Consider the following 26611-nt stretch of genomic DNA (forward strand, 5'->3'; position numbering starts at 1 on the left):
AATCAGTTGATGTGCAACAGGCTGTTGAAGGCGCGGGCGCGGCGCGTCACCTCGGCGGTGCTGTCGGCGCCGAACAGGCCGTGGACCACGGCGAGCAGGTCGACACCGTGGGCCACCAGCGGGGCGGCATTGTCCAGGGTGATGCCGCCAATGGCGCATACCGGGATATGCAGTTTGACGCGGGCCTGTTCGAGCAGTTCAAGGTTTGCGCTGGGCGCGCCGGGCTTGGTGTTGGAGTTGAAGAAGCGTCCGAAGGCGACATAGCTGGCACCCTCGCTGGCCGCCTGTTCGGCCAGCTCCAGGCTGGAATGGCAGGTGGAGCCGATGATCGCCTTGCGCCCGAGCAGCGCCCGCACCGGTGCCAGCGGGCCATCGGTCTGTCCCAGGTGCACGCCGACGCCCAGGCGCGCAGCCAGCTCGGCATCGTCGTTGATGATCAGCTGGGTCTTGTAGCGTTCGCACAGGTTGCGCAGCGCTTCGGCTTCGCGCAGGCGCCGTGCTTCGTCGCTGCTCTTGTCGCGGTATTGCAGCAGGGTGACGCCACCTTCCAGTGCCGCTTCGACATAGGCGAGGAACTTGCCGGCCAGTAACTGGCTATCGGTGATGGCGTAAAGGCCACGTAGTTTCATGCAGCAGGCCTCCGGTGCTAGGAGCAGAAATCCAGCGGCAGGCGACGCGGCACGAACTGGCCTTTGCCCAGCTGTTCGGCATCGCGCAAGGTGCGCCAGGTGTAGTCCAGGGCTGTCTTCACGGCGCTGGCAAGCTGTTCGCCCTGGGCCAGTCGGCCGGCCAGGGCGCTGGCCAGGGTGCAGCCGGAGCCATGGTAGCTGCCGGGCAGGCGCTGGCAGGTAAAGGTTTCGCGACGACCGTCCCGGCTATACAGGCGATTGTGAACTTCATGTTCGTCGCCATGACCGCCGGTGATCAACAGGTGCTTGACGAAGGGCAGCAGTTTTTCGGCGCATTCATCCGCGCTGCCCTCGGGCAGTTCGGCGAGGATGCGGGCTTCGGGCAGATTGGGGGTGGCAATGATCGACAAGGGCAACAGGCGTTCGCGCATGGCGTAGCCGACTTCATCCTTGCCCAGGCGACCACCGCCGCCGGCGCGCAGCACCGGGTCGCAGACCGTCGGCAAATGCGGATGCGCCTGGAGCAGCTCGACCACGGTGTCGACCATTTCCAGCGAGCCGAGCATGCCCAGCTTGACTGCCGCCACCGACGAATCGTTGAGCACGGCATTGGCTTGCGCCAGGACCCACTCCCGGTCGAGTACGCGGAAATCGCTCACGTTCACCGTGTCTTGCACGGTCAGCGCGGTAACCGCCGCAGCGGCGTGACAACCCTGGGCGAGCAAGGCTTCGATATCTGCCTGCAGGCCGGCCCCCCCACTGGGGTCGTGGCCGGAGAGACAGAGGACAACGGGGCGAGAGCTGTAGATATTCATGGTGCGCGAGCTTACCACCAAACCCATTCGATCGGCGCACGCCTGTAGCAGGGGAAACAGCTGCAGGCAGGATTTATGTGTGGCGAGGGATCCAAGGCCCTGTACGAAAAGCCTTGATGCCTGTTCATGCTGCGTTGAAAACTGCCCCGCACTGCCTGACCTTCGTCTCAAGACTTTTCGTACAGAGCCTGGCGAAACGCTAAAGTCCCCTCGCCACCCTCGAGCCTGGCTGCAGGGGCGCATCGCAATCTGACCAAAGCAACAGCTCTAGCTCAATGCATTGCGCTGAAACGCCCGTTCTAGAGCGTTCTGGTGGAAAAATTTCAATGGTGCAGATTGGCCATCAGCGGCTATGCTAAAGATGGATCCAACACATAACAGGTAATGCCGGTTTTACGTCTACTCAGGGAATGGGGGGCTTCCTGACTCAACCGGACAGGCCACGCTGGGGCTTAAATGCGCTATTTGCTGATGTTGCTGCTGTGCTTGCCCCCCTTGGCGAGCGCCCTCGAATTCAATGAGTTCACCCAACGCCTGTCCCTGGGTCAGGCCATGCAGGTTTTCGAAGACGTCAACGGCACGGCCACCCTCGACGATGTCATGGCCCAGGCCGCAACCGGTGGCTTCAAGCCCCATGGCAAGGACACCCTCAACGCCGGTTATTCACGGTCGGCGTTCTGGCTGAAAATCGACCTGCACTACCGTCCCGAGAATCCCCAGGCCCAGCGCACCTGGCTGCTGGAGCTGGCGTATCCGCCGCTGGACCACCTCGACCTGTACCTGCCGGACGCCACGGGAGCGTATCGCCTGGTTCGCCGGACCGGCGATGCGCTGCCGTTCGCCGCCCGGGAAATTCGCCAGAACAATTATGTCTTCAGCCTGGACTTCAAGCCCGACCAGCGCCAGACCGTGTATCTGCGCCTGCAGAGCGAGGGGTCGATCCAGGCGCCGCTGACGCTGTGGTCCAGCACCGCTTACCTCGAACAGCAACCGGTGCGCCTGTATGTGTTAGGGACCATCTATGGCGTGTTGCTGGGGATGCTGGTCTACAACCTGTTCATCTACCTGAGCGTGCGAGACACCAGCTACCTCTATTACATCGTCTACATCGCTTCGTTCGGCCTCTATCAGTTGTCGGTCAACGGCGCGGCGGTGGAGTTCTTCTGGCCGGACAGCCCCTGGTGGGCCAACGCCGCGACGCCGTTCTTCATCGGTTGCGCAGGACTGTTCGGCAGCCAGTTCGCCCGCAGCTTCCTGCAGACCACCCAGTACTGCCGCTGGATGGACCGGCTGTTGCTGGCCTTGATCGCCTACAGCGCCGTGGTGATCGGCCTGTCTTTGATGACCAGCTACGCCCTGGCACTGCGTCTGGCGACACTACTGGCGCTGGTCTTCACCGTGGTGATCTTTGCCGCCGGGTTGTTCGCCTGGTGGCGCGGGTTGCGGGTGGCTCGTTACTTCATCATCGCCTGGTCGGCGTTCTTGGTGGGGGGCATCGTCAACACGATGATGGTGCTCGGCTACCTGCCGAACGTCTTCCTGACCATGTACGCCAGCCAGATCGGCTCGGCCATCGAGGTGGCGCTGTTGTCCCTGGCCCTGGCCGACCGCATCAACGCCATGCGTGAACAGCAGGCCCAGACGCTGTTCGACGCCGGGCAGAAACTGGAAATGCTCAACCAGCAGTTGGTCCAGGGCAACAAGCTCAAGGACGAATTCCTCGCCACCCTGACCCACGAGCTGCGTACCCCCATGAATGGTGTGATCGGTTCCCTGGAGCTGATGGAAACCGTCGAAATGGGGGAGGAGCTGATCCAGTACCAGCAGACCGCCGCCGGTTCGGCGCGGGACATGATGCGTATGGTCAACGGTATGCTCACCCTCACCGAGTTGCAGGCGGGCAAGCTCAAGGTTTCGCCGGCACCGTTCAGCCTTCGCGGGATGATCGATGCCCTGCAGGTGCAGTTCGGCAGCAATGCCGGGGCCAAGGGGCTGGATTTCAAGGTTGACGTGGCATCCGGCGTGGCGGATCGCCTGCTGGGGGACAGCGGCAAGCTGGCGCAATGCCTGGAGTGCCTGTTGGACAATGCCATCAAGTTCACCCGGGTGGGGGGGCTTGCGCTGCGAGTCAGTGGCAGGCCAACGGCGCTCGATCGATGGGCGCTGTCCTTCGCCGTGATCGATACCGGCATCGGCTTCACCGACCTGGGCGAGGCGACGTTGTACCAGCGGTTCTTCCAGCTCGACGGCTCGATGACCCGTGAGTTCGGTGGTCTCGGCGTCGGCCTGGCGATTTGCCGGCAACTGGTGGAGTTGCTCGGTGGCCGTTTGACCCATACCTCCGAGCCCGGCCGTGGCAGCCGTTTCCAGCTGGACGTCGAATTCGAGACGGCACTGCCCGTGTCCGTGCCCACGCCGTTTTCGTTCGGCGCTCGGCAGGGCGCTCGCCGGCCCCAGGACTGCACGGTGCTGTTGGCCGATGACAATAGCGTCGATCAGTTGGTCATGCGCGGCATGTTGCTCAAGCTTGGCTATCGGGTGCGTACGGTCGACAACGGGCATGCGGCACTGGAACTGTTGCAGCAAGACAGTTTCGATGCGGTGTTGCTCGACTGCCAGTCGACCCCGCTGGACGGGGCGGCGGTCTGCTGCCAGATCCGTACCCTGGCCGGGTGTGAAGATGTGCCGGTGCTGGTGGTCAGTCCCTCCCTGGAGCAGCCTTTCTGTCCCTCGGGTTCTTTGATCGATTACCTGAGCAAACCGGTGAAATTCGAGGTGTTGCAGACGATCCTGCAACGGCGGGTGCTTTGTCCTAAGCAGGGTGAAAGCGCCGATATTTAGGCAGGTATGACACTTTGTTCGGCCTGGAGGCGGTGCTTAACTGAAGGTCTGCTGGCCGACCGAGGAGCCCCGTCATGAACCTGCACCAGTTCGCCGAAACCCACGACGTCACCAATCAGCCCCCCTCCCTGGACGGTGCCAACCTGTATCGCATCGACCTGCCGCTGCAACAGTGGTCGCAGCGTTTTGGCGCTGGCTGGGCACAGGCGCGGATCGATGAGTACGGCGCGCTGGCCGGTGGGCCGTTGATGGAGGCGGGCTTCCTGGCCAACCAGAACAAGCCGGTGTTTTCCAGCCATGACCGTTATGGCCACCGCATCGACCTGGTGGAATTCCATCCCGCCTACCATCAGTTGATGCGCACCGCCATCGAGCATGGCCTGCCCAGTCTGCCTTGGGCCCATCCGCAACCCGGTGCCCACGTCGCCCGGGCTTCGATGACCTACCTGCATAGCCAGGCCGAAGCGGGCACCGGTTGCCCGTTGACCATGACCTTCGCCAGCGTGCCGGCGTTGCGCCTGCAACCGGACCTGGCCGAGCGCTGGCTGCCGAAAGTGCTCGCCACCGAATACGACCCGCGCAATGTCGGCATGGCGCACAAGGCCGGGGTCACCCTTGGCATGGCGATGACCGAGAAACAGGGCGGCACCGATGTGCGCGCCAACACCACCAAGGCCTATCCGGTGGGCGCCAGCGGTCCGGGGCAGGCCTATGAGCTGGTGGGTCACAAATGGTTCTGTTCGGCACCGATGTGCGATGCCTTCCTGACCCTGGCCCAGACCGACAAGGGGTTGAGCTGTTTCCTGCTGCCGCGCCACCGCCCGGACGACACCCGCAATCAGTTCTACATTCAGCGGTTGAAGAACAAGCTGGGCAATTGTTCCAATGCCTCCAGCGAAGTCGAGTTCCGTGGGGCCCTGGCCTGGATGATGGGCGAAGAGGGGCGGGGGGTACCGACCATCATCGAGATGGTTGCCATGACACGCTTCGATTGCATGGTCGGTTCCAGCGCCCTGATGCGCCAGGCCCTGACCCAGGCCAGCCATCATTGCGCGCACCGCCAGGTCGGCGGCCGGTTGCTGAGCGAGCAGCCGCTGATGCAGAACGTCCTGGCCGACCTCGCCCTGGAAAACGAGGCCGCCCTGGCCCTGAGCCTGCGCATGGGCCGGGCGCTGGATCACTTGAGTGACGAGCACGAGGCCAGGTTCGCCCGGCTGGTGACGGCGGTGGGCAAATACTGGATCTGCAAGCGCGCCCCCGGGATGATCAACGAGGCCGCCGAATGCATGGGCGGTGCCGGTTACGTGGAAGACAGCATCCTGCCGCGCCTGTACCGGGAAGCGCCGGTCAACTCGACATGGGAAGGCTCCGGCAACGTGCAATGCCTGGATGTATTGCGGGCCCTGTCCAAGGAGCCGGGGGTGCTGGAAGTGCTGTTCAGCGAACTGGGCGACGGCCACGGCGACAAACGCCTGGCCGCCCATATCGAGGGACTGCACACGGCGTTCAAGGACACCGACGACATCCAGTACCGCGCCCGGCAGTTGACCGAAGACATCGCCGTGGGCCTGCAAGCCAGGCTGTTGCTGGAGGCGGGGAACAGCGAGGTCAGCGATGCCTTCATCGCAAGTCGCCTGGGTTCGACCGGCCGGGCGTATGGAGCCCTGCCTCGGGGGTTGAATGTCGAGGCGATCGTGGCGCGCTCGACTCCGCATGGCTTTTAGAAACACCACCTCTCCCTGTGGGAGCGATCAAGCTGGCCTCCACAGGGGCTGAAGATCAATTGTGGGTGAATGATCGAGCGCGCCAATACGCCACTGTTCCCGTCGGGCGGCGATGCAGGCAAGATGAAGGCCTGCAAGTCAGAACACAGGAAGCTGATCGTGACCGAAGCGTTTATTGTCGTTCAAACCGCCGAGCAAGCCGTAGACCGGCTCGCGGCACTGCACGAGCGTGCGACCACCGCGCTGAACCAGGCGCTCATGCGTTACCTCAAGGATCGAATCGAACCGGATGCCGAGCAGCGGGCCTTGTTTCGCTATCCCGCCCTGCGCCTGACCTACCATTGCCACGGCGAAGTCCCACAAACCACCCGGGCCTACGCCAAGGTCCAGCTGCCGGGCACTTATTGCGTCACCGTTACCCACCCTGCCGCGTTCCGTAAATACCTGCTGGAACAGCTCGTCCCGCTGATGCATGACTTTACCGTCACCGTGGAAGTGGGTGTCAGCGAACAGAACATCCCGTACCCGTACGTGGTCGAGCAGGGTGACGAACTGGCCGGCTCCGGCGTGACGGCAGCGGTGCTGGCGCGGGTTTTCCCCAGCACAGACCTGTCGGCCGCCACCGACGGCATCGCCGACGGGCTCTATGACTGGGAAAATACCGACCCGCTGCCCCTGGCGCTGTTCGATGCCGCCCGCGTGGACTTCTCCCTGCGCCGACTGGTGCACTACACCGGTAGCGACTGGCGCCATGTGCAACCTTGGATCCTGCTGACCAACTATCACCGCTATGTCGACCAGTTCATCGTCCACGGCCTGGAGCAGTTGCGCAGCGATCCGCGTTTCGTGCGTATGGTCCTGCCGGGCAACGTGATCATCGACAAGAACATGGACCACGGCGAAGCCTCGGCCATCGCCGCCGGCGTGGTCTGGCACCGCTACCAGATGCCGGCCTATCACCTGCAGGCCAGCGACGGCCATGGCGTGACCCTGGTGAACATCGGGGTGGGTCCGTCCAACGCCAAGAACATTACCGACCACCTGGCGGTACTGCGACCGCATTGCTGGCTGATGATCGGTCACTGCGGCGGCCTGCGGCAGTCCCAGACCATCGGCGACTATGTCCTGGCCCACGCCTACATGCGCCGCGATGGCATCCTCGACCGGGTGGTACCGCCAAACATTCCGATTCCGGCCCTGGCGGAAGTGCAACTGGCGCTCCAGCAGGCCGCGGCGAATATCACCGGCGAGAAGGGCGACGAGCTGAAGAAGCGCCTGCGTACCGGCACGGTACTGACCTACGATGACCGCAACTGGGAACTGCGCTGGGCCCAGGAACGTCCGTTGATCAACCTGTCTCGCGCCGTGGCGGTGGATATGGAGAGCGGCACCATCGCGGCCCAGGGTTATCGCCTGCGGGTGCCGTATGGCACGTTGCTGTGCGTTTCGGACAAGCCGCTGCACAGCGAGATCAAGCTGCCCGGTTCGGCCAACGCGTTCTATGAACGGGCGGTCAACCAGCACCTGAAGATCGGCATCGCCGCGCTGGACCTGCTGCGCACCGAGCTGAACTCCTTGCACTCCCGCAAGCTGCGCAGCTTCGACGAGCCTCCGTTCCGCTGATGTGACGGTGGTTATTTAGCGGTCGGGCCACTAGCATTGGCGGCCCTGATCGCTAGATGCCGTGCCACTATGTCCCGTTCTCCTCGTCCCGCTTCCCGTCGTCCCGGCGCGAAGCCACAGGCAACCGCGCCGCGCCGCGTGGCCAAGCCCCCGCCGGCGGAGCCGAAGCTGATCCTGTTCAACAAACCCTTCGATGTGCTGACCCAGTTCAGCGATGGCCAGGGGCGGGCGACGCTCAAGGATTTCATCGACATACCGGGCATTTATCCGGCCGGGCGATTGGATCGCGACAGTGAAGGGTTGCTGCTGCTCACCAACGATGGGCAATTGCAGGCGCGCATTGCCGACCCTAGGCATAAGCTGGCCAAGACCTATTGGGTGCAGGTGGAAGGCGAGCCGAGTGCCGGGCAGTTGCAGCGTCTGCGCGATGGCGTGGAGTTGAACGACGGCATGACCTTGCCGGCCGAGGCGCGGCAGTTGGATGAGCCGCAGCTGTGGCCACGCAACCCACCCGTGCGCTTTCGCAAGAGCGTGCCTACGAGCTGGCTGGAATTGGTGATTCGCGAGGGGCGCAACCGCCAGGTCCGGCGCATGACCGCTGCGGTGGGCTTGCCGACGTTGCGCCTGGTGCGGGTCAGGATCGGCGACTGGACGATCGAAGGGCTCGACCAGGGCCAGTGGAAGGAAGTGCCGGCGCGCTTATAGCGTCCCGGATTCGATCAGGCCGATCACCACGCTCTTGATGATGAACGCTGCCACGCCAAGGCCCAGCACGAAGAACAGGATGAACGAGCCGAAGCGTCCGGCCTTGGATTTCTTGGCCAGGTCCCAGACGATGAAACCCATGAAAATGATCAGGATGCTGACCAGGCCAGTCATCATCCACTCTTCGAAAACGGCAGGATCCATCGAAACACTCCGGCGTGGGCGGGGTTGAAAAGGCGCGGCGAGTATACGGCATGGTGCAAGCGCGGGGGATTGGCCTGCGGCGGTGTGTCGCAGCTATTCATCGCCTGGGCTGACGCGATCGCGAGCAAGCTCGCTCCCACGTTGGATTTATGACAAGCGCAATATCCATGCGCCCGGCCCCCCTGTGGGAGCGAGCTTGCTCGCGATGGCGGCATTACCGCTGTCAGTGATTTGGCCGGTCCACCGCCATCGCTTGCTCAGGATTTCATGGGGATATTCAGTTACGCAGGTGAGTCAACGGCAACTCGGTGCTGTTGAGCACCTGGTTCAGTACGAAGCTCGAACGCACGCTGGTCACGCCGTCGATCCGGGTCAGGTGTCCCAGCAGCAGCTTTTGGTAATGGTCCATGTCCGGTACCACCACCTTGAGCTGGTAGTCCGCGTCCATGCCGGTCACCAGGCTGCATTCCAGGACCTGCGGCAGGTTGCGGATGGCCGCCTCGAAATTCTCGAAACGCTCGGGCGTGTGGCGATCCATGCCGATCAGCACATAGGCCGTCAGGCTCAGGCCGAGCATCTTGCGATCGAGCAGGGCGACCTGGCGTGAAATATAACCGTCGTCTTCCAGCTGCTTGACTCGTCGCGAGCAAGGGGAGGGCGACAGACCGATGCGCTCGGCCAGTTCCTGGTTGGAGATCCGCGCATCGCGCTGCAATTCCGCCAATATGCTCAGGTCGTAACGGTCGAGTTTGCTCATCGGTCGGGCCTTTATCTTGATAATTGCGGCAGATTATCTCTCTGGGGTTAAAAATTGCGCAAGTGATGTTTAAAGCAGCAATCTTCGCAATCATCTGTCGGCCCGTGAAGCCTATCCTTATCACCAAGATCACTGCTCGGACAAACAGTCCAGTGCAGCCCGCCGAATCAGGCCGGCTGCGGTCGCGGCACCCACCGGTGCCGGCAGGCCCCCGAGCTGCACACTGTCCAGAAGACGGCGTGAGGTGAGCCGACGTCAAAAGCGTCGAGCACGGACAAAATTCACAAGGGGAGGCCGACGGGCCTCCCTTTTTTATGCCTGCGAAATAAGCCCCGGGGCTGATAATCTGTGCAGAACCGGCCTGGGCTTTTCCAGTCTCATGTTCAGGCCCTGAACCCGTGTGAGGAATTTCATGAAGTCGCGCATCTGGCGTTTGGCAGGTGTTGGTCTGTTGTGGGCAAGTGTCAGTGCGCAGGGAATGGCCGACGATCAGCAGAATCGTGGCGGCCCGCAGGGTTACCCAGGCCAGCCCCGGCCCCAAGGCAACGAGATCATTCGTGGCGATAACAGTCGGCAGTTCGAGGTCCAGCCGCAGTACCCCAGTGGGCAGCAGGACGTTCGTCCACCTTACGATCCCAACGCCTACGGTCGCCCGCCGCAGCAGCAACCCGGCAACAACCTGCCGATCCAGGGCCGTCCCGACAGCGTGACCCAGACCCGGGAGCCGCAGCCGGGTTACTACCGCGATATTCCGCGCCGCAGCGAGGGTTACCCGGCCAATGGGTCGCGACCTGGCCATGACAGCCGTCCCGATCCGCACTGGGCCGGTAGACCGGACGGGCATGGCAACGGCTGGGGCCCAGGGCCGCAGTATCGTCCCGGGTATGTGATCGACCGTTTTCCGGACCGTCACTATCGCGTGCCCTATCGCGGCGAGGATTATTTCTATTCGGGTGGCTACTGGTATCGACCCCAGGGGCCGCGCTACGTCGTGGTGCAGCCGCCACGAGGCATTCGTACCCGTTATCTGCCCGATTACGCCCGGGAAGTGTGGATCGGCAGTTCGCTGTTTTTCCTCGCTGCCGGGGCCTATTACATCTATGAAGCCAACACCCGGGATTATGTGGTGGTCGACGCGCCGGTGGCCAACCCGCAGCCGCAGCCCCAAGGCAACGGTTTCGACGTGTTGGCTTATCCGGCCAACGGCCAGTCCCCCGAACAGGTCAACCAGGATGGCTACGAGTGCTATCGCTGGGCAGTGCAGCAGAGCGGCTTCGACCCGCGCAACTACACCTACCCGCCGGCACCGGAAGTGGTACAGACCTATCGCCAGGCCCAGGGTGGTTGCTTGAGCAGCCGTGGGTATCAGGTGACTTACTGATACCCACAACCGAATCAGCGTCGACACCTGCTTCTGTGTCCGGCATCAAGCGCTGGTGTGCTTCACCACTTCCGACGGATCGGCATGGACCAACACTTCTGCCTTCGGATAGGCCTGGTGGATGGCGTCGGCGGCCTGGTCGCTGAGGCCATGGGCCACGGACAGGGTCAGGTCCCCTGGTAACTCCAGGTGCAACTGCACGAACCAGTGGTTGCCGGAGATTCGCGTACGCAGGTCATGGGCACCGAGCACGCCCGGCACGGCGCAAGCCAGTTCCAGCATATGCTGGCTGACATCGGGCGGCAGTTCCTCGTCCATCAGCACCGCGAAGCTTTCCCGGGCGATCTGCACGGCGCTCCACAGAATGTACGCGGCGATGCCCAGGCCGAACCACGCATCGACCTGGAACCAGCCGAGCCCGGCCAGCACCAGTGCTACCAGGATGCTGCCATTGAGCAACAGGTCGGAGCGGTAATGCAGCGAGTCGGCACGCACCGCGTTGGAGCCAGTGGCACGGATGACTCGATGCTGCAACGCCAGCAGCGCCAGGGTCAGCACCAACGAAAACACGATCACACCGACACTCAGCCAGGGCGCATCCACCGGGACCGGCGCTTTCATGCGTTCGAACGCCTGCAGCGCGATGAGCACGGCACTGCCCCCGATGAACAGCGCCTGGGCCATGCCGGCCAGGGACTCGGCCTTGCCGTGCCCGTAGCGGTGGTCGTCGTCGGCGGGGCGCAGGGCGTAATGCACCGCCAACAGGTTGAGCAGTGAGGTGACACCGTCCAGCGCCGAGTCGGTCAGGCCGGCGAGCATGCTCACCGACCCGCTCAACCACCAGGCCAGGGCCTTGGCGACGATCAGGATCAACGCCACGGCCACCGAGGCGCGGGTGGCCAGGCGCAGCAAACGGGCATGCTCGGTGCTGGTAGTCATGACGCGCTCGTTCCTTCGGCGGCGCCCTTCATGCGGCAGGCTTGAGGCCGAAGGCAGCCAGTTGCTGGGCGCTGCCCTTGTGCTGGATCAGCCGTGGATCGTCCAGCGGGAAGCTGCGGCCCAGTTCGCTTTCCAGGATCGCTTGCAGCTTATGGTTGTCGACACTGCCGTCGGCGTTGATGGCCGGCTTGAGTTTCTCCGGGGCGATCTGGGCGCTCTTGCCCGGTTCGAAGTAGATGGCGCCGGTGGCAAAGTCCACGGCGAACGCGATCAGGCCGGGAATAATGTAGAACAGCAGGCCGACGGCATCGAGGGCGGCGATGGCCGGGTCGATCTTGCCATCGATCTGTCCACGGCGATCGGGATAGAAGATCGAGCCGCAGGCACTGAGCTGGGTCAGCAGGGTGGCGACCAGGACGCCGCCGATCACGCGAAATGGCATACGCATAACAATCTCCCGAGCAGGTAAAGGCGTTGCTGGTTGGAGTCCAGACCACGCGAAACAGTTCGCCGTTATACTCGGCCCTCCGTTCTGGAGCTAGTGGCCTGTGTGGCTAATTTGTGCACTCAACTTCGGCGCCAGAACTTGCCAGGCTGCGTTGCCAATCCTCGCCGTAGCGGGCTACGAGTCGTCATGCGCCTTGCCTGACAAGCCTTGGCACTCGAAGTTGAGCACTTGAATTAACCGTACAGGCCACCCGCATGATTTTTTTGCCGATTGATGAAGTTTTACCCGCCCTGCGCCAAGCCTTGGCATCGCGCCACGAAGCCGTGCTCGAAGCACCGCCCGGTGCCGGTAAAACCACCCGCGTTCCCCTGGCCTTGCTGAACGAGCCCTGGCTGGCCGGACAGACCATCCTGATGCTCGAACCCCGGCGCCTGGCGGCCCGGGCGGCGGCCGAGCGGCTGGCCAGCGAACTGGGGGAAAAGGTCGGTGAAACGGTGGGCTACCGGATTCGCCTGGACAGCAAGGTAGGCCCGAAAACCCGTATCGAAGTGGTCACCGAAGGCATCCTCACCCGCCGCCTGCAGGACGATCCGGCGCTGGAAGGCGTGGGCTTGCTGATTTTCGATGAGTTTCATGAACGCAGCCTCGATGCCGACCTGGCCCTGGCCTTGAGCCTCAACGGCCGGGAGCTGTTTCGCGAAGAGCAGCCGCTGAAGATCCTGCTGATGTCCGCCACCCTCGAAGGCGAGCGCCTGGCCGGGCTGCTGGATAGCGCGCCGATCCTGCGCAGCCAGGGGCGGATGTTTCCCGTGACGGTGCGTTGGGGCCGTCCGTTCCAGCCCGGCGAATTCATCGAGCCGCGGCTGGTGCAGACAGTGCTGCAAGCCCTGCACGATGAAACGGGCAGCGTGCTGGTGTTTTTGCCTGGGCAAGCGGAGATCCGCCGCGTCCATCAGCAATTGGCCGATGCCTTGGGCGAGAGCGGCGATGTGCTGCTGTGCCCGCTGCATGGCGAATTGGACCTGGCGGCCCAGCGCGCCGCCATCGACCCCGCGCCAGCGGGCCGACGCAAAGTGGTGCTGGCCACCAATATCGCGGAAACCAGCCTGACCATCGACGGCGTGCGGGTGGTGATCGATGCCGGACTGGCCCGAGTGCCACGTTTCGACCCGGGCAGCGGCATGACCCGCCTCGACACCCAGCGTATCTCCCGGGCCAGCGCCACCCAGCGGGCCGGTCGCGCCGGGCGGCTGGAGCCGGGGGTGTGCTACCGCTTGTGGTCCGAGGACCAGCACGAACAACTGGCGGCCTACGGCAGCGCCGAGATTCTTTCGGCGGATCTGGCCGGGCTGGCCTTGCAATTGGGACGCTGGGGCGTGGCGCCGCAACAGCTGGTCTGGCTCGACGTCCCGCCTGCCGCCGCATACGCCCAGGCCCAGGACCTGCTGCAACGCCTGGGCGCCCTGGAAGGCGAGCAACTGACGCGCCATGGCCAGGCCATGGCCGAGTTGCCGGCCCATCCACGCATTGCCCATCTGCTGCTGCGCGGCCAGGCCTTGGGGCTGGCGGAGATGGCGTGCAACGTCGCGGCGCTGTTGGGTGAGCGAGACATTCTCCGGGGCGCCGGCGCCGACCTGCACAGTCGCCTGGCCCTGTTGTCCGGCGAAGAGCGTGCGGCACGCGGCGCCCAGGGCGGGGTGCAACGGGCGCGGCAACTGGCCCGGCAATATCGCGGCTATCTGCGGGGCAAGGCCGAAGAGGCCGTAGCCGACCCCGATCATCCGCGCTGGCTCGGTGCGCTGCTGGCGTTGGCCTATCCGGATCGCGTCGCCCAGCAGCGGCGGCCCGGTGGTGCGGAATATCGCCTGGCCAACGGCCGTGCCGCGCTGTTTGCCGAGGCTGACAGCCTGATGAAGCAACCGTGGCTGGTGATCGCCGACCTCGGCAGCCGCCAGGGCCAGCGGGAGGAGCGCATCTATCTGGCGACGGATTTCGACCCGACGCTGTTCGATTCGGTGCTGGCCGAGCAGGTTCGCACGGTGGATCAACTGGACTGGGATGAACGCGAAGGCGTGTTGCGGGCCGAGCGCCAGCGCAAGGTCGGTGAGCTGGTCCTCAGCCGCGAACCGCTGACCGGCCTGGACGAATCGGCGCGCAGCCAGGCGCTGGTGAACCTGGTTCGGCGCAAGGGCCTGGAGCTGCTGCCCTGGACCCCGGAGCTGCGACAATGGCAGGCGCGGGTTGCGCTGCTGCGTCGGCTCGACCTGGACGCCAAGGGCGAAAGCGAATGGCCCGATGTCAGCGACCGGGCGTTGCTGGACAGCCTCGAACACTGGTTGATGCCCTATCTGGGGCGAGTCTCGCGCCTCAGTCATTTCGCCAACCTGGATTTGTCCAGCATCGTTCACAACCTGCTGCCCTGGCCATTGCCGCAGCGCCTGGACGAGCAGGCTCCCCATCACTTGAGCGTGCCCTCGGGCTCGTCGATTCGCCTGGACTACAGTGAGCATCCACCCATCCTGGCGGTGCGCTTGCAGGAGCTCTTCGGCCTGGCCGATACCCCGCGCATCGCCGGCGGACGCCAGGTGGTCAAGCTGCACCTGCTGTCGCCGGCACGGCGGCCGGTGCAGGTGACCCAGGACCTGGCCAACTTCTGGCGCAGCACCTATGTCGAAGTGAAGAAGGACTTGAAGGGGCGCTACCCCAAGCATTACTGGCCGGATGATCCGTTGGTGGCCGAAGCAACGGCACGGGTCAAGCCGCGCAAGTGAGCTGACCCCGGCGCAGGTCCAGTTGTGGCGGCGATGCGGCCTGGGTCAAGGCGATGCCGGCAGCAGGAACCGTGCAATCACCGGCAGATGGTCGGAAATGCGCAAGGTATCGTCCTGCCGCACCCTGGCTGCGACCCGCTTGATCTGCGGGCTGTAGAACAGGTAGTCGACGGTGCGGTCGGGGCCGTTGAGGCCGGGGTCGTTCGGATAGTGGGTCAGCCAGTGCTTGCGGTCGATGCCGCTGGCCTCGTTGTTGGTGGGAATCATCGGGTATTTGTCCCATAGCAGATGCAGCGAGCTGTCTGCGGAATAGGGCGTGCGTTGTTCGACCGGCAGGCGCAGGTACTGGCCCAGGGGCAGGAGGTTGAAGTCGCCGCCGATCATCCAGGGCGTGCCTGCCGATTCGAGCCTGTCCAGGGCCCTGGCCACGGCCGCGACCTGCTTGGGCAGGGTTTCATCCGACTCGTCAGCCCGTTCCAGATGGGTGTTGAGCACTGCCAACTGACCGCCACCGTTGAGTGGCAGGTAGCTCATGAGCAAGGCATTTTTGGGTTGGAACTGGCGGCTGACGACATTGGCGTTGGCAACGGGCAGTTGCACCCGTTCGGCGTGGTCGATGCGGTAGCGACTGAGCGTCGCCAGTTGCCGGCCGACGCTGCCGAAGATCCGCGGGTTGGGGATGAAGTCGGCTTTCCAGTCGAAGGCGCTGGTGCTGCATGGATAGAGATCGGCGAGCCGCTCTTGCAGCAACTTGAACTGGTTCTGGTAGTCGCTGGCCTTGGCGCCGTTGTCCAGCTCCTGGAGCAGGACAATGTCCGGCTGCTCGTCGCGGATGACACGTGCCACTTCATCGAGGCTGAAGGCCATGTCTTCCAGGGTCGGGCTTTCATCGTCGCCCCGGGCCAGGTCGTTCCAGAACACATAGCGTTTGCCCGCCAGGAACTGGACGTTCCAGGTCATCACCTTCAAGGCCTGGCCGGGCATCAGCGGCGCCGCATTGGCAGTGCAGCTGACCGGCAGGGTTTCCCGGTCCTGCGGACGCCAGGTCAGGCTGTAGATCGACAGGGCGGCCAGGCAGAGGATCGACAGCAGGCCCAGCAGGGTGTAGCGCAGTAAACGGGTCATGGCTCGGCTTTGGGCGGTACGCAAAAGTGATCCCGAGCATAACCGAGAGCGCTTCCCAGGCCCAACCCCGATACCTGCATGGCACCTGTCACGAGTTGTCGGTTTTTTCTTCGATCAGCATGAACATCCGGAACAGCACCACACTGGTGAACAGCTGCAGGAAGCTATGGACGCTGTCGATCAGCAAGGTGACCCAGGGGTTCTGCGGTGGCGGATACACCGAGACGCTGGCCCCCTTGAGCAGCCACAGCGGGCCCATCACGCCAAGAATGCACAACAGGATCCGCCAGAAGCGACCGCGGCTCATGCGCAGGCTTTGCTTCATCGCCGCCAGGGGCGCCAGGCCCCTGAGCACCAGCAGGTATTCGCTGAATGCCAGCGTCACCATCAGCCACAGGCCCGGCAGCAGGTACAGCGAGATACCCAGCAGGATCAGCAGCGTGTTGAGGGCTGTCAGCACGGCGAAGCGTGGCCACAGGGTGAGGGCGGCGGCCAGGAGGTCACGGGCGCGGGGCGATTCGCCGCGGCTGCGTGCATCGAGAAACAGGATCAGTGCAGCGGTGTACAGCGGATATACCAGCAGCCCGACGATCAGGCTGTAGCCAGGAAATCCGTCGGGACCGACGGCGCTGTCCACGCCTTGCTGCAGCACGGCTTCGAGTATCACCAGGGGCAGGCACAAGCCGGCAATCCGGCCCAGATGGCGCTTGAAGAAATACAGGGAGTCGCGCAGCACGTCTAACGGATTCATGGGTCGGTATCGCAGTTCAACAAAGCGGTCTGACACTTTAACCGATCAAGCCACCGCACAAGCAAACGTAAACATCTGGTAAAGAGCATTGAAACCTTCCCGGCGAGCCCCATTACTGGCTGGCAGCGGTCCTGCGGGACCGGCATGGTTTTTTACCCGGCAATCTGATGAGGTCGCCATGAACAGCGAAGAACAAACCCTGATCGATGGACTGTTTTCACGGCTGCAACAGGCCGAAAAGGACTCAGCCCCGCGCGATGCCCAGGCCGAGGCGCGGATCAAGGAGCATATGGTCAACCAGCCGGCGGCGGGCTATTTCATGGCCCAGGCGATCCTGGTGCAGGAGGCGGCGATCAAGCGCCTCGACGAACAGAATCGGCAGCTCGCCCAGCAGGTGGAACAATTGCAGGCCGACCTGCAAAATGCCCGCAACCAGGGCGCGGCGCCCAGCGGCGGTGGTGGCTTTCTCTCGAGCATTTTCGGCGGCAACCGCGATTCCCGGCCGGCTCCGGCTCCGGCTCCGGTCGCTCCGGCTTCCGGCGGCTGGCGCGAACCTGCGCGCCCGTCCTTCAATAGCGCCCCGGCCCAACAGGGCTTCGGCACGCCTGCGGCTGGCTACGGCGCGCCGCAGCAGCAGGCCCCGGCGACGAGCAGCTTCCTGGGCGGCGCCCTGAAAACCGCGGCGGGCGTGGCCGGTGGCGTGATGTTGGCACAGGGCATCAGCAGCCTTTTCCATAACAGCCAGCAGCCTCAGGAAATCGTCGAGATTCTCCAGCAAGAGCCGGCCCAGCCGGTCAATGACACCGGTGGCGGCGACAGCGGCTGGGGCGACGAGCAGCGCGTCGCCGACAACCAGAGCTGGGGCAGTGACCAGGACGGTTTCAGCGACGCGGACTACAGCGACGATTCGTCTTTCTTCGGCGACGACGATTCCTTCGTCTGAGCCCGCCATTCGTCCGGGGTGCCAGGCACCTCGGACCGATTATTCGCGGAACGATCCCCGGGGCTGGCATACTGGGCGCCTTTCGGGCCTGGTGGCCTGACCCAGAGCCTGCGCGCTTGTGCATTCAAGAGGATCCGCGGTGAAAAAAATCGCTGTGTTCGCCGATGTCCAGAACCTCTATTACACCGTCCGCCAGGCCTATGGCTGCCATTTCAACTATGCGGCCTTGTGGGCCGATGTCAGCAGGCAAGGTCAGATCGTCGAGGCCTATGCCTATGCCATCGACCGCGGTGACAGCAAGCAGCAGCAATTCCAGCAGATCCTGCGCAACCTGGGGTTCACCGTGAAACTCAAGCCCTACATCCAGCGCAGCGATGGTTCGGCCAAGGGCGACTGGGACGTGGGCATCACGCTCGACATCATGGACGCCGCCGACCACGTCGACGAAGTGGTGCTGGCTTCCGGTGACGGCGATTTCGACATGCTGCTCGAACGCATCATCCGCAAGCACGGCGTCCAGGCCGTGGCCTATGGCGTACCGGGGTTGACGGCCAACTCGTTGATCCGCGCCGCCAGTCGCTACGTGCCCATCGAAGGCGCGTTGCTGCTCAAGAATTGATCGTTACGGAGTTCACACGGGTTTGGAACGCATCGCAGTCATCGACTTTGAAACCACCGGTATCACCCCCAGCAGCAGTTGCCGGGCCACCGAGATCGCCGTGGTGATTCTCGAACAGGGCCGCATCGTCGACCGCTACCAGAGCCTGATGAATGCCGGTGTGCGGGTGCCCGCGTTCATCGAACAACTGACCGGCATCAGCAATGCCATGCTGCGCAGCGCGCCGCCGGCCGAGCGGGTGATGAACGAGGTCAACGAGTTCGTCGGCATCACGCCGCTGCTGGCCCATAACGCCGCGTTCGACCAGAAATTCTGGGATTTCGAATTGGGGCGGATCAAACGCACCCGCCTGCAGAACTTCGCCTGTTCGCTGTTGCTGGCCCGGCGCCTGATGCCGACGGCGCCGAACCACAAGCTGGGTACGCTCAACGCCTTCGCCGGCCTGCCCCATACCGGCCAGGCCCACCGGGCCATGGCCGACGCCGAAATGGCCGCCAACCTCACCGCGCACCTGGCCTCGGAGTTGCGGCAAAAGCATGGGTTGCGGGAGTTGTCCCATGATTTGCTGTGCAGCTTGCAGAAAGTGCCGGCGGCGAAGATCAACGATCATCTCAAGCGCCATCGCGGCTTTTAGGCACACCGCCGGACAACTGTGGGAGCGAGCTTGCTCGCGATAGCGTCGGATCAGTCAGCTTCTCTGTAACTGACACTCCGCCATCGCGAGCAAGCTCGCTCCACAGTTGATCAGTGTCATTTCCCATTGCCTTCCAGGTGCCCCAACGGCACGCGCTTTTCAATGGCACTGGACAGCACGATCGAAGTCTTGCTGAAGCCGAACTTGGCGATACGGTTGATCAGCTCTTCCAGTTCCGGCATGGAGCCGACCGCCGCTTGCATGATGACGCATGGATCGCCGGTCACCCGGTGGCATTCGGTCAGTTGTGGGATCTTGCACAGCTCGTCGTAGGTCGATTGCTTGCCGTGCTGGTTCATGCGCAGTTCGATGACGCATTGCACCGGCAGGCCGATCTTGGCCATGTCCACCTTGGCCTGGTAGCCGGTGATCACGCCGCTGGCCTCCAGTTTGCTGACCCGTTCGGCCACGGCCGGGGCTGACAGGTTCACTTTGCGGGCCAGTTCGGCGTAGGACGCACGACCGTTTTCCAACAAGGCGCCAAGGAGCATGCGGTCGTATTTATCCACGGTTCGGCTTCCAGTTCGGGTGGCTTTCGAAAGCCTGGTTTATAGCGCCGATCTCCTTGCTTTGAAAAGTGTATGGCCTGGATAAACAGGTTTTGTAGCTTATTTTCCGTCCATCGCCTTTTTAGAATAGCGGCTCTCATTGTCCTGACTTCGAGCTCTCCATGCCTGGCACACGCCGTTTTTCCCTGCCGTTGATCGCAGCCTTCTTCGCCTTGTACGTCATCTGGGGTTCTACCTACCTGGTGATTCGCATCGGCGTCGAGCACTGGCCGCCATTGCTGCTGGCCGGGATTCGCTTCGTGCTTGCCGGGTCAATGATGTACGGCTTCTTGCGTTGGCGCGGTGCGCCGGCGCCGACCTGGGCGCAATGGAAGGCGGGGGCCATCATCGGTGTGCTGTTGCTGAGCTTCGGCAACGGCGCGGTGAGCGTCGCGGAACATACCGGCGTGGCCTCTGGTGTAGCGGCGTTGGCCGTGGCGACGGTGCCGCTGTTTACCTTGCTCTGCGGCTATTTCTGGGGCGCTCGTAATACGCGTCTGGAGTGGGCGGGGATTGTGCTGGGGCTGATCGGCATCGCGATGCTCAACCTGGGGTCCAACCTGCAATCGAGTCCCCTGGGCGCGACGTTACTGGTATTCGCGGCAGCATCCTGGGCTTTCGGCTCGGTGCTGAGCAAGCACCTGCCACTGCCGGCAGGGGCAATGGCCAGTGCCGTGGAGATGCTGGTGGGCGGCGTGGTGCTGTTGATCGGCAGTGTCGCCAGTGGCGAACACCTGGACCGCATGCCTCCCCTGGAAGGCTGGTTCGCCCTGGCGTACCTGACCTGTTTCGGCTCGATCATCGCCTTCAATGCCTACATGTATCTGCTCAAGCACGTGCGTCCGGCGGCGGCCACCAGTTATGCCTACGTCAACCCGGCGGTGGCGGTGCTGCTGGGAATCGTGTTTGCCGGTGAAAGCATTGGCATCGAAGAGACCGTGGCGATGCTGGTGATCATCAGTGCCGTGGTGTTGATTGGGCTTCCCCAGTGGCGCAAGCCCAAGCCAGCAGCCTGATTTGAGGTAAACTGCCGCGCATTGCACACCTTGCGCTGATTTTTCCTACGGTACTTCCATGACTTTCGCCACCCTTGGCCTGATCGAACCCTTGCTGCGCGCCCTCGAGACGCTCGGTTACCAGACCCCGACCCCGGTGCAGGCCCAGGCCATGCCGGCCGTGCTGGCCGGACGCGACCTGATGGCCGCGGCCCAGACCGGCACCGGCAAGACTGCCGGGTTCGCAGTGCCCTTGTTGCAGTTGCTGACCACTGAGGGGCCGAAAGTCGCTTCCAATTCCGTGCGCGCACTGATCCTGGTGCCGACCCGTGAATTGGCCGAGCAGGTTCACGAAAGCGTTCGCCAGTACGCCCAGCACCTGCCGCTGAGCACCTACGCGGTGTACGGCGGCGTGAGCATCAACCCGCAGATGATGAAGCTGCGCCGGGGCGTCGACCTGCTGGTCGCCACGCCGGGTCGCCTGCTCGACCTGTTCCGGCAGAACGCGCTGAAGTTCAACCAGTTGCAGACCCTGGTGCTGGACGAGGCCGATCGCATGCTGGACCTGGGGTTTTCCGAGGAACTGGCAAATATCTACAAGGCATTGCCGAAAAAGCGCCAGACGCTGCTGTTCTCGGCCACGTTCTCCGATGCGATCCGCCTGCTGGCCGGGCAGATGCTCAACGATCCGCTGAGCATCGAAGTCAGTCCGCGCAACGTGGCCGCCAATACCGTCAAGCAATGGGTGGTGACGGTGGACAAGAAGCGCAAGCCGGAACTGTTCGTGCACCTGATGCGCAAGAACAAGTGGAAACAGGTGCTGGTGTTCGCCAAGACCCGCAACGGGGTCGATGCGTTGGTGGAGAAACTCCAGGGCCTGGGCGTCAACGCCGATGGCATCCACGGCGACAAGCCCCAGGCTACCCGGCAACGGGCGCTGGACCGTTTCAAGCTGGGCGAGATCCAGATCCTGGTGGCCACGGACGTGGCGGCCCGTGGACTGGATATCGAAGACCTGCCGCTGGTGGTGAACTTCGACCTGCCCATCGTTGCCGAGGACTACATCCACCGTATCGGCCGTACCGGCCGGGCGGGCTCCACCGGGGAAGCGATTTCCCTGGTGTGCGCCGATGAGGTGAATCTGTTGTCGGCCATCGAGATGCTGACACGCCAGGCCTTGTCGCGCCGGATGGAGCCGGATTTCGAGCCTGAGCACCGGGTGCCGGATACCGATGCCAGTGGCCAGGTCATCAAGAAGCCGAAAAAGCCGAAGAAACCGAAGGCCTCGGGCGGCGGTGGCAAGCGCAACCTGGGCAAGTGGGTCGACAGCGGCGACTCGGCGCCTGTGGAGCCGTCGATCAAGCCAGTGCGAAAAGTGCCGGTGTTCAATACCGGGCCGCGTAAGCGCAAGCCTTGATGTGCTTTGTCTGGTAGATCGCTATCGCGAGCAGGCTCGCTCCCACAGGGATCGCATACGCCGTCGAACTGTGGGAGCGAGCCTGTTCGCGATGGGCGCGTCGCGGTATCAATTCTTGCGCTGTAGCCACTCCAATATCCCCAACCCCGCTGCCCGGCCGCTGGCAAAACAGGCCGTCAGCAAGTAGCCGCCGGTCGGCGCTTCCCAGTCGAGCATTTCCCCGGCGCAGAACACACCGGGTATCCGCTTGAGCATCAGGCGTTCGTCCAGGGCTTCGAATGCCACGCCACCGGCACTGCTGATGGCCTCGTCCAGTGGACGGGGTTTTACCAGGGTGACGGGCAGAGCCTTGATGGCCTGGGCCAGGCGTGCCGGGTCAGCGAAGCATTCGGCGGGCGTAAGTTCGCGCAACAGCGCGGCCTTGAGCCCGTCGATCCCCAACTGACTGTGCAAGTGCTTGGCCATCGAGCGTGAACCGCGAGGTTTGCTCAGGGCCTGCTGGATCTTATCCACAGGTCGGCCCGGCAACAGGTCCAGATGAAGGGTCGCGCTGCCGTGTTGGTTGATCGCTTCGCGAATCGGTGCCGACAGGGCATAGATCAGGCTGCCTTCGATGCCGGTGGCGGTGATCACGCATTCGCCGAGGCGCGGTAGATCGTCGTTCAAACCGATGGCGATGTTTTTCAGCGGAGCGCCGGCGAATTTGCTGATCATCAGATCGCTCCAGGCCTGCACGTCGAATCCGCAATTGCTCGGTTGCAGTGGCGCAAGGGTGACACCGCGCTGTTCCAGGGGCAGCATCCAGGCGCCATCGGAGCCCAGGCGCGACCAACTGCCACCGCCCAACGCCAGCAGTGTCGCATCGGGCAAGAGGGTCTTTTCGCCGTCCGGGGCGGTTACGCGCAGGCTGCCGTCGGGGTTCCAGCCCAGCCAGCGATGGCGGGTATGAATCATCACCCCGGCATCGCGCAGGCGCTTGAGCCAGGCGCGCAACAGGGGGGCAGCCTTCATGTCGGTGGGAAACACACGGCCCGAGCTGCCGACGAAGGTGTCGATGCCCAGGCCGTGGATCCACCTGCACAGCTCATCGGCCCCGAAGGCCCGCAGCAAGGGGGCAAGGTTCGGCGCGCGTTCGGCGTAGCGGGACAGAAAGGCCGGGAAAGCTTCCGAGTGGGTGATGTTCATACCGCCGACACCGGCTAGCAGGAACTTCCTGCCCACCGAGGGCATGCCGTCGTACAGGTCGACCCGGACGCCGGCCTGGCTCAACACCTCGGCCGCCATCAGGCCGGCGGGGCCACCGCCGATGATGGCAATGTTGGGTGTGTCGGATTGGGGGGCTTGGGTCATGGCGATTGGTGAGGCTGGGGAATAAGCCGCGCATTCTATCAGCACAGACCCTTGTGGGAGCGGGCTTGTACTGGGTGTTCTCGGGAGGCGTGATCAAAAAGTAGCCAGGCGTGCGCAAGCTACAGGCGACATAGCCTGTAGATCATTTCACTCAGGTTATCCACAGGCCGCTCCACAGGCATTGTGGGTAACGCGCCCAGCATTCAATGACAGCCTGATGACACCCAGACCTTTTGTGCGCTGTGGTGCAGGATGCCATGGCGTCGGGCGAGGGCCTTGCGGTCCTTGCTGTAGCCGCCACCGATCACGCCGACCACCGGGATGTCGCGTCCCAGGCAGTGGCGCATCACGCTTTCGTCACGGGCGGCGAGGCCTTCGTCGGTCAGCTTCAGGTAGCCGAGGGCATCGTCCTTGTGCACATCGACGCCGGCGTCGTACAGCACCAGGTCCGGCTGGTAGAGCGGCAGCAGATAATTGAGGGCGTCGTCCACCACGCTCAGGTACGCGGCATCTCCCATTCCCATCGGCAGCGGGATGTCCCAGTCGCTGTGGGCCTTGCGGGCCGGAAAATTCTTTTCGCAGTGCAAGGAAACTGTTACCGCGTCCGGCGTGTCATGGAGTATTCGAGCCGTTCCGTCACCCTGGTGCACATCGCAGTCGAAGATCAGTACCCGCGAGACGCGACCGCTGGCCAGGAAATAACGACTGATGACCGCCAGGTCGTTGAAAATGCAGAAGCCGGCCGGGTGATCGTAATGGGCGTGGTGGGTGCCGCCGGCCAGATGACAGGCCAGTCCGTGTTCCAGAGCCTGTTCGGCCGCCAGCAGCGAACCGCCCACGGCGCGTACCGTGCGGCGGGCCAGGGCTTCGCTCCAGGGCAGGCCGAGCCGCCGTTGGTCTTCCCGAGACAACTCGCCCCCCATGTAGCGTTCGATATAGGCGCGGTCATGGGCCAGGGCCAGGATCTGCGGCGGACACAGGGACGGGCGCAACAGGTCCGCGTCGCGGGTCAGGCCGCTGTCCACCAGGTGATCGCGCAACAGGCGAAATTTGTCCATGGGAAAACGGTGTTCCGCCGGAAATTCGGGGCTGTAGTCTTCGTGATAGATCAGTGGCAGTGACATGGGTGTTTTCGGCGGCAATTGAGCAATGAATCCTACCAGCGATGTAGACTCTGAGCATGGAAAGGGAGTGAAGATGGAGCTGATACTGGAACTGGAAAGCCCGCGACTGTTGTTGCGGCAATGGCGCGACGAGGACCTGCCGGAATTCGCCGCCATGTCCGCCGACCCGCAAGTGATGCGCTATTTTCCGGCGCCCCTGAGTCGGCTGGAAAGCGCCGCGCTGATCGGCCGGGTGCGGGGCCATTTCGCCGAGCACGGCTTTGGCTTGTGGGCCCTGGAGCGCAAGGACACCGGCGCCTTCATCGGGTTTACCGGCCTGGGCGTGGTCGGGTTCGACGCCCATTTCACGCCCGCCATCGAGATCGGCTGGCGCCTGGCCCGGGAGCATTGGGGCCTGGGCTATGCCAGTGAGGCGGCCTGGACGGCGCTGCGATGTGGGTTCGACCAGTTACAGCTGGAGGAGGTGGTGGCATTCACCGCCGTGGATAACCTGCCGTCGCAGAAAGTCATGCAGGCCATCGGCATGCACCATGACCCGGCCGATGATTTCGAGCATCCAAAACTCGCGGTCGGTCATCCATTGCGTCACCATGTGCTTTATCGCATCAATCGCGAGCAGTGGCTGGAAACCCTGCACGGTTAGCCGACACGGACGTTTACAATGCCCGCCAGAGTGGCCCGGGCCAACAATCGATCCACCGCCGCAGCACAGACTGCGCGGTATGTGCTGTGTGAGGAAAGTCTGAATGAGCCACGTGTTGGAAGATCTGGTCGACCTGCTGACCCTGGAACCGATCGAAGAAAACCTGTTTCGCGGTCGTAGCCAGGACCTGGGGTTCCGTCAGTTGTTCGGCGGCCAGGTGCTGGGCCAGTCGCTTTCGGCCGCCAGCCAGACCGTGGAAGAAGCGCGCCATGTGCATTCGATGCATGGCTATTTCCTGCGCCCCGGCGACGCGGCGTTGCCTGTGGTCTACCAGGTGGACCGGGTGCGTGACGGCGGCAGTTTCAGTACCCGTCGGGTCACGGCGATCCAGAAGGGCAATCCCATATTCACCTGCAGCGCCTCGTTCCAGTACGACGAGCAGGGCTTCGAACACCAGAGCACCATGCCCCAGGTGGTGGGGCCGGAAAACCTGCCGTCCGAACTGGAACTGACCCAGCAGCGCGCGCACCTGCTGCCCGAGCACATGCGCGAAAAACTGCTGTGCCCCAAGCCGATCGAAGTGCGCCCGGTCACCGAGAAAGACCCCTACAACCCGCAACCGGCCGATCCGATCAAATACGTGTGGTTCCGGGCCGATGGCGCCCTGGCGGACTCGCCGGCCCTGCACAAGTACCTGCTGGCCTATGCCTCGGATTTCGGTTTGCTGACCACCTCGATGCTGCCCCATGGCCGGTCGGTGTGGCAGAAGGATATGCAGGTCGCCAGCCTCGATCACGCTCTCTGGTTCCATGCCGATCTGCGCGCCGACGACTGGCTGCTCTATGCCATGGATAGCCCCTGGGCCGGTAATTCCCGCGGGTTCTCCCGCGGCAGCGTGTTCAACCGCGCCGGGCAGCTGGTGGCCTCGGTGACCCAGGAAGGCCTGATCCGTCATCGCAAGGACTGGGCATGAGCCTGGCCGATGTGCGCCACTGGGTATTCGACATGGACGGCACGCTGACCGTCGCGGTGCATGATTTCGCGGCGATTCGCGTGGCCCTGGCGATTCCTCCCGAGGACGACATCCTGACGCACCTGGCGGCGTTGCCGGCGGACGAAGCCGCGGCCAAGCATGCCTGGCTGCTGGAGCACGAGCGAGACCTGGCGCTGGGCTCGCGGCCCGCCCCCGGCGCGGTCGAGCTGGTGCGCGAACTGGCCGGGCGTGGCTATCGCCTGGGAATCCTGACTCGCAATGCCCGGGAGTTGGCCCATGTGACCCTCGAAGCCATCGGCCTGGCCGACTGTTTCGCCGTGGAGGACGTGCTGGGGCGTGACGAGGCACCGCCCAAGCCGCATCCCGGTGGCCTGTTGAAGCTGGCCGAGGCCTGGCGCGTCGCGCCCGAGGCGATGGTGATGGTGGGCGATTACCGCTTCGACCTGGACTGCGGCCGCGCTGCGGGCGCACGGACGGTGCTGGTGAACCTGCCGGACAATCCTTGGCCGGAGTTGGCTGACTGGCATGCGCGCGATTGTTTCGAGTTGCAGCGCCTGCTTTTGGCTTGAGG

General features: G+C 63.7%; 25 protein-coding genes. 14 read left to right on the forward strand and 11 right to left on the reverse strand.

Annotation, left to right across the window (positions count from 1 at the left end; genetic code table 11):
• Positions 1–2: 2 nt before the first annotated feature.
• Complete coding sequence (thiE, locus tag BW992_RS10920) at positions 3–629, reverse strand: thiamine phosphate synthase (protein WP_072395890.1); 627 nt, start codon at positions 627–629, stop codon at positions 3–5.
• 17 nt (positions 630–646) lie between these two features.
• Positions 647–1444, reverse strand: a complete 798-nt coding sequence (locus tag BW992_RS10925) for a bifunctional hydroxymethylpyrimidine kinase/phosphomethylpyrimidine kinase (RefSeq protein WP_072395892.1) — start codon at positions 1442–1444, stop codon at positions 647–649.
• A 456-nt stretch (positions 1445–1900) separates the two neighbouring features.
• On the opposite strand from BW992_RS10925, the gene BW992_RS10930 reads away from it, so the two are divergent.
• The 4 genes from BW992_RS10930 (at position 1901) to BW992_RS10945 (ending at position 8337) form a co-directional block, all read left to right on the forward strand.
• Positions 1901–4285, forward strand: coding sequence for a hybrid sensor histidine kinase/response regulator (locus tag BW992_RS10930; RefSeq protein ID WP_076406206.1), 2385 nt, complete (start codon positions 1901–1903; stop codon positions 4283–4285).
• Positions 4286–4359: 74 nt separating this feature from the next.
• Entirely contained in the window at positions 4360–6009 is a 1650-nt protein-coding gene (locus BW992_RS10935) for an acyl-CoA dehydrogenase family protein (protein ID WP_076406208.1), read from the forward strand.
• A 123-nt stretch (positions 6010–6132) separates the two neighbouring features.
• On the forward strand, positions 6133–7632 hold the full coding sequence (amn, locus tag BW992_RS10940) for an AMP nucleosidase (RefSeq protein ID WP_165887859.1): 1500 nt from the start codon (positions 6133–6135) through the stop codon (positions 7630–7632).
• Positions 7633–7770: 138 nt separating this feature from the next.
• The gene (locus BW992_RS10945; RefSeq protein ID WP_168199552.1) at positions 7771–8337 is read left to right on the forward strand and encodes a pseudouridine synthase; all 567 of its coding nucleotides are present in this window, start codon (positions 7771–7773) and stop codon (positions 8335–8337) included.
• On the opposite strand, the gene BW992_RS10950 is transcribed toward BW992_RS10945, so the two are convergent.
• On the reverse strand, positions 8332–8541 hold the full coding sequence (locus BW992_RS10950; RefSeq protein ID WP_039594082.1) for a DUF2788 domain-containing protein: 210 nt from the start codon (positions 8539–8541) through the stop codon (positions 8332–8334). The two genes, BW992_RS10945 and BW992_RS10950, sit on opposite strands and share 6 nt — an antisense overlap.
• Positions 8542–8818: 277 nt before the next feature.
• A complete protein-coding gene (locus tag BW992_RS10955) occupies positions 8819–9298 on the reverse strand; it encodes an Lrp/AsnC family transcriptional regulator (protein ID WP_072395908.1) in 480 nt (159 codons plus the stop codon).
• A gap of 412 nt (positions 9299–9710) precedes the next feature.
• Here BW992_RS10955 and BW992_RS10960 point away from each other — a divergent pair, with 412 nt between their 5' ends.
• Complete coding sequence (locus BW992_RS10960) at positions 9711–10679, forward strand: DUF6515 family protein (RefSeq protein WP_076406212.1); 969 nt, start codon at positions 9711–9713, stop codon at positions 10677–10679.
• 45 nt (positions 10680–10724) lie between these two features.
• On the opposite strand, the gene BW992_RS10965 is transcribed toward BW992_RS10960, so the two are convergent.
• A complete protein-coding gene (locus tag BW992_RS10965) occupies positions 10725–11618 on the reverse strand; it encodes a cation diffusion facilitator family transporter (protein WP_072395912.1) in 894 nt (297 codons plus the stop codon).
• A 28-nt stretch (positions 11619–11646) separates the two neighbouring features.
• Positions 11647–12066 (reverse strand): hypothetical protein, encoded by a 420-nt coding sequence (locus tag BW992_RS10970; protein WP_053151726.1) that lies wholly within the window; start codon positions 12064–12066, stop codon positions 11647–11649.
• A 254-nt stretch (positions 12067–12320) separates the two neighbouring features.
• On the opposite strand from BW992_RS10970, the gene hrpB reads away from it, so the two are divergent.
• Positions 12321–14837, forward strand: coding sequence for an ATP-dependent helicase HrpB (hrpB, locus tag BW992_RS10975; protein WP_076406214.1), 2517 nt, complete (start codon positions 12321–12323; stop codon positions 14835–14837).
• Between the two features lie 45 nt (positions 14838–14882).
• On the opposite strand, the gene BW992_RS10980 is transcribed toward hrpB, so the two are convergent.
• On the reverse strand, positions 14883–15962 hold the full coding sequence (locus tag BW992_RS10980) for an endonuclease/exonuclease/phosphatase family protein (RefSeq protein ID WP_076406216.1): 1080 nt from the start codon (positions 15960–15962) through the stop codon (positions 14883–14885).
• An 88-nt stretch (positions 15963–16050) separates the two neighbouring features.
• Positions 16051–16713, reverse strand: a complete 663-nt coding sequence (locus tag BW992_RS10985) for a YciC family protein (RefSeq protein WP_072431390.1) — start codon at positions 16711–16713, stop codon at positions 16051–16053.
• A gap of 178 nt (positions 16714–16891) precedes the next feature.
• On the opposite strand from BW992_RS10985, the gene BW992_RS10990 reads away from it, so the two are divergent.
• The 3 genes from BW992_RS10990 (at position 16892) to BW992_RS11000 (ending at position 18909) form a co-directional block, all read left to right on the forward strand.
• Positions 16892–17656: a DUF2076 domain-containing protein gene (locus tag BW992_RS10990; protein ID WP_076406218.1), complete on the forward strand. Its 765-nt coding sequence runs from the start codon at positions 16892–16894 to the stop codon at positions 17654–17656.
• 139 nt (positions 17657–17795) lie between these two features.
• Positions 17796–18275 (forward strand): LabA-like NYN domain-containing protein, encoded by a 480-nt coding sequence (locus tag BW992_RS10995; RefSeq protein WP_072395923.1) that lies wholly within the window; start codon positions 17796–17798, stop codon positions 18273–18275.
• Positions 18276–18297: 22 nt separating this feature from the next.
• Positions 18298–18909: a 3'-5' exonuclease gene (locus BW992_RS11000; RefSeq protein WP_076406220.1), complete on the forward strand. Its 612-nt coding sequence runs from the start codon at positions 18298–18300 to the stop codon at positions 18907–18909.
• A gap of 116 nt (positions 18910–19025) precedes the next feature.
• Here the strand turns inward: BW992_RS11000 and BW992_RS11005 are convergent, their stop codons facing one another.
• Positions 19026–19478: an Lrp/AsnC family transcriptional regulator gene (locus tag BW992_RS11005; protein WP_072431388.1), complete on the reverse strand. Its 453-nt coding sequence runs from the start codon at positions 19476–19478 to the stop codon at positions 19026–19028.
• Positions 19479–19639: 161 nt separating this feature from the next.
• On the opposite strand from BW992_RS11005, the gene yedA reads away from it, so the two are divergent.
• Positions 19640–20533, forward strand: a complete 894-nt coding sequence (yedA, locus tag BW992_RS11010; protein ID WP_072395936.1) for a drug/metabolite exporter YedA — start codon at positions 19640–19642, stop codon at positions 20531–20533.
• Between the two features lie 58 nt (positions 20534–20591).
• Positions 20592–21929 carry a DEAD/DEAH box helicase gene (locus BW992_RS11015; RefSeq protein WP_076406222.1) on the forward strand — a complete coding sequence of 446 codons (1338 nt, stop codon included), beginning with the start codon at positions 20592–20594 and terminating at the stop codon, positions 21927–21929.
• 108 nt (positions 21930–22037) lie between these two features.
• Here the strand turns inward: BW992_RS11015 and BW992_RS11020 are convergent, their stop codons facing one another.
• Positions 22038–23279, reverse strand: coding sequence for a TIGR03862 family flavoprotein (locus BW992_RS11020; RefSeq protein WP_076406224.1), 1242 nt, complete (start codon positions 23277–23279; stop codon positions 22038–22040).
• Between the two features lie 203 nt (positions 23280–23482).
• A complete protein-coding gene (locus tag BW992_RS11025) occupies positions 23483–24403 on the reverse strand; it encodes a histone deacetylase family protein (protein WP_072395942.1) in 921 nt (306 codons plus the stop codon).
• 73 nt (positions 24404–24476) lie between these two features.
• Between BW992_RS11025 and BW992_RS11030 the strand changes: the two genes are divergently transcribed.
• The 3 genes from BW992_RS11030 (at position 24477) to BW992_RS11040 (ending at position 26609) form a co-directional block, all read left to right on the forward strand.
• Positions 24477–25046, forward strand: a complete 570-nt coding sequence (locus BW992_RS11030) for a GNAT family N-acetyltransferase (RefSeq protein WP_072395944.1) — start codon at positions 24477–24479, stop codon at positions 25044–25046.
• A 103-nt stretch (positions 25047–25149) separates the two neighbouring features.
• Complete coding sequence (gene tesB / locus BW992_RS11035; protein WP_072395946.1) at positions 25150–26019, forward strand: acyl-CoA thioesterase II; 870 nt, start codon at positions 25150–25152, stop codon at positions 26017–26019.
• The gene (locus BW992_RS11040; protein WP_072395948.1) at positions 26016–26609 is read left to right on the forward strand and encodes an HAD family hydrolase; all 594 of its coding nucleotides are present in this window, start codon (positions 26016–26018) and stop codon (positions 26607–26609) included. The genes tesB and BW992_RS11040 overlap by 4 nt, the downstream gene beginning before the upstream one ends.
• The last annotated feature ends 2 nt before the right edge of the window (positions 26610–26611 follow it).

The organism is Pseudomonas sp. 7SR1, assembly GCF_900156465.1.
GTDB lineage: Bacteria > Pseudomonadota > Gammaproteobacteria > Pseudomonadales > Pseudomonadaceae > Aquipseudomonas.

Coding starts and splice junctions, on each gene's coding strand:
- yedA (WP_072395936.1), top strand. CDS start 19,640: ATGCCTGGCACACGCCGTTTTTCCCTGCCGTTGATCGCAGCCTTCTTC.
- BW992_RS10935 (WP_076406208.1), top strand. CDS start 4,360: ATGAACCTGCACCAGTTCGCCGAAACCCACGACGTCACCAATCAGCCC.
- BW992_RS10925 (WP_072395892.1), bottom strand. CDS start 1,444: ATGAATATCTACAGCTCTCGCCCCGTTGTCCTCTGTCTCTCCGGCCAC.
- BW992_RS10980 (WP_076406216.1), bottom strand. CDS start 15,962: ATGACCCGTTTACTGCGCTACACCCTGCTGGGCCTGCTGTCGATCCTC.
- tesB (WP_072395946.1), top strand. CDS start 25,150: ATGAGCCACGTGTTGGAAGATCTGGTCGACCTGCTGACCCTGGAACCG.
- BW992_RS10950 (WP_039594082.1), bottom strand. CDS start 8,541: ATGGATCCTGCCGTTTTCGAAGAGTGGATGATGACTGGCCTGGTCAGC.
- BW992_RS10955 (WP_072395908.1), bottom strand. CDS start 9,298: ATGAGCAAACTCGACCGTTACGACCTGAGCATATTGGCGGAATTGCAG.
- thiE (WP_072395890.1), bottom strand. CDS start 629: ATGAAACTACGTGGCCTTTACGCCATCACCGATAGCCAGTTACTGGCC.
- BW992_RS10990 (WP_076406218.1), top strand. CDS start 16,892: ATGAACAGCGAAGAACAAACCCTGATCGATGGACTGTTTTCACGGCTG.
- BW992_RS11040 (WP_072395948.1), top strand. CDS start 26,016: ATGAGCCTGGCCGATGTGCGCCACTGGGTATTCGACATGGACGGCACG.
- BW992_RS10960 (WP_076406212.1), top strand. CDS start 9,711: ATGAAGTCGCGCATCTGGCGTTTGGCAGGTGTTGGTCTGTTGTGGGCA.
- BW992_RS11020 (WP_076406224.1), bottom strand. CDS start 23,279: ATGACCCAAGCCCCCCAATCCGACACACCCAACATTGCCATCATCGGC.
- BW992_RS11015 (WP_076406222.1), top strand. CDS start 20,592: ATGACTTTCGCCACCCTTGGCCTGATCGAACCCTTGCTGCGCGCCCTC.
- BW992_RS10985 (WP_072431390.1), bottom strand. CDS start 16,713: ATGAATCCGTTAGACGTGCTGCGCGACTCCCTGTATTTCTTCAAGCGC.
- BW992_RS10965 (WP_072395912.1), bottom strand. CDS start 11,618: ATGACTACCAGCACCGAGCATGCCCGTTTGCTGCGCCTGGCCACCCGC.
- amn (WP_165887859.1), top strand. CDS start 6,133: ATGAAGGCCTGCAAGTCAGAACACAGGAAGCTGATCGTGACCGAAGCG.
- BW992_RS11025 (WP_072395942.1), bottom strand. CDS start 24,403: ATGTCACTGCCACTGATCTATCACGAAGACTACAGCCCCGAATTTCCG.
- BW992_RS10970 (WP_053151726.1), bottom strand. CDS start 12,066: ATGCGTATGCCATTTCGCGTGATCGGCGGCGTCCTGGTCGCCACCCTG.
- hrpB (WP_076406214.1), top strand. CDS start 12,321: ATGATTTTTTTGCCGATTGATGAAGTTTTACCCGCCCTGCGCCAAGCC.
- BW992_RS11030 (WP_072395944.1), top strand. CDS start 24,477: ATGGAGCTGATACTGGAACTGGAAAGCCCGCGACTGTTGTTGCGGCAA.
- BW992_RS10930 (WP_076406206.1), top strand. CDS start 1,901: ATGCGCTATTTGCTGATGTTGCTGCTGTGCTTGCCCCCCTTGGCGAGC.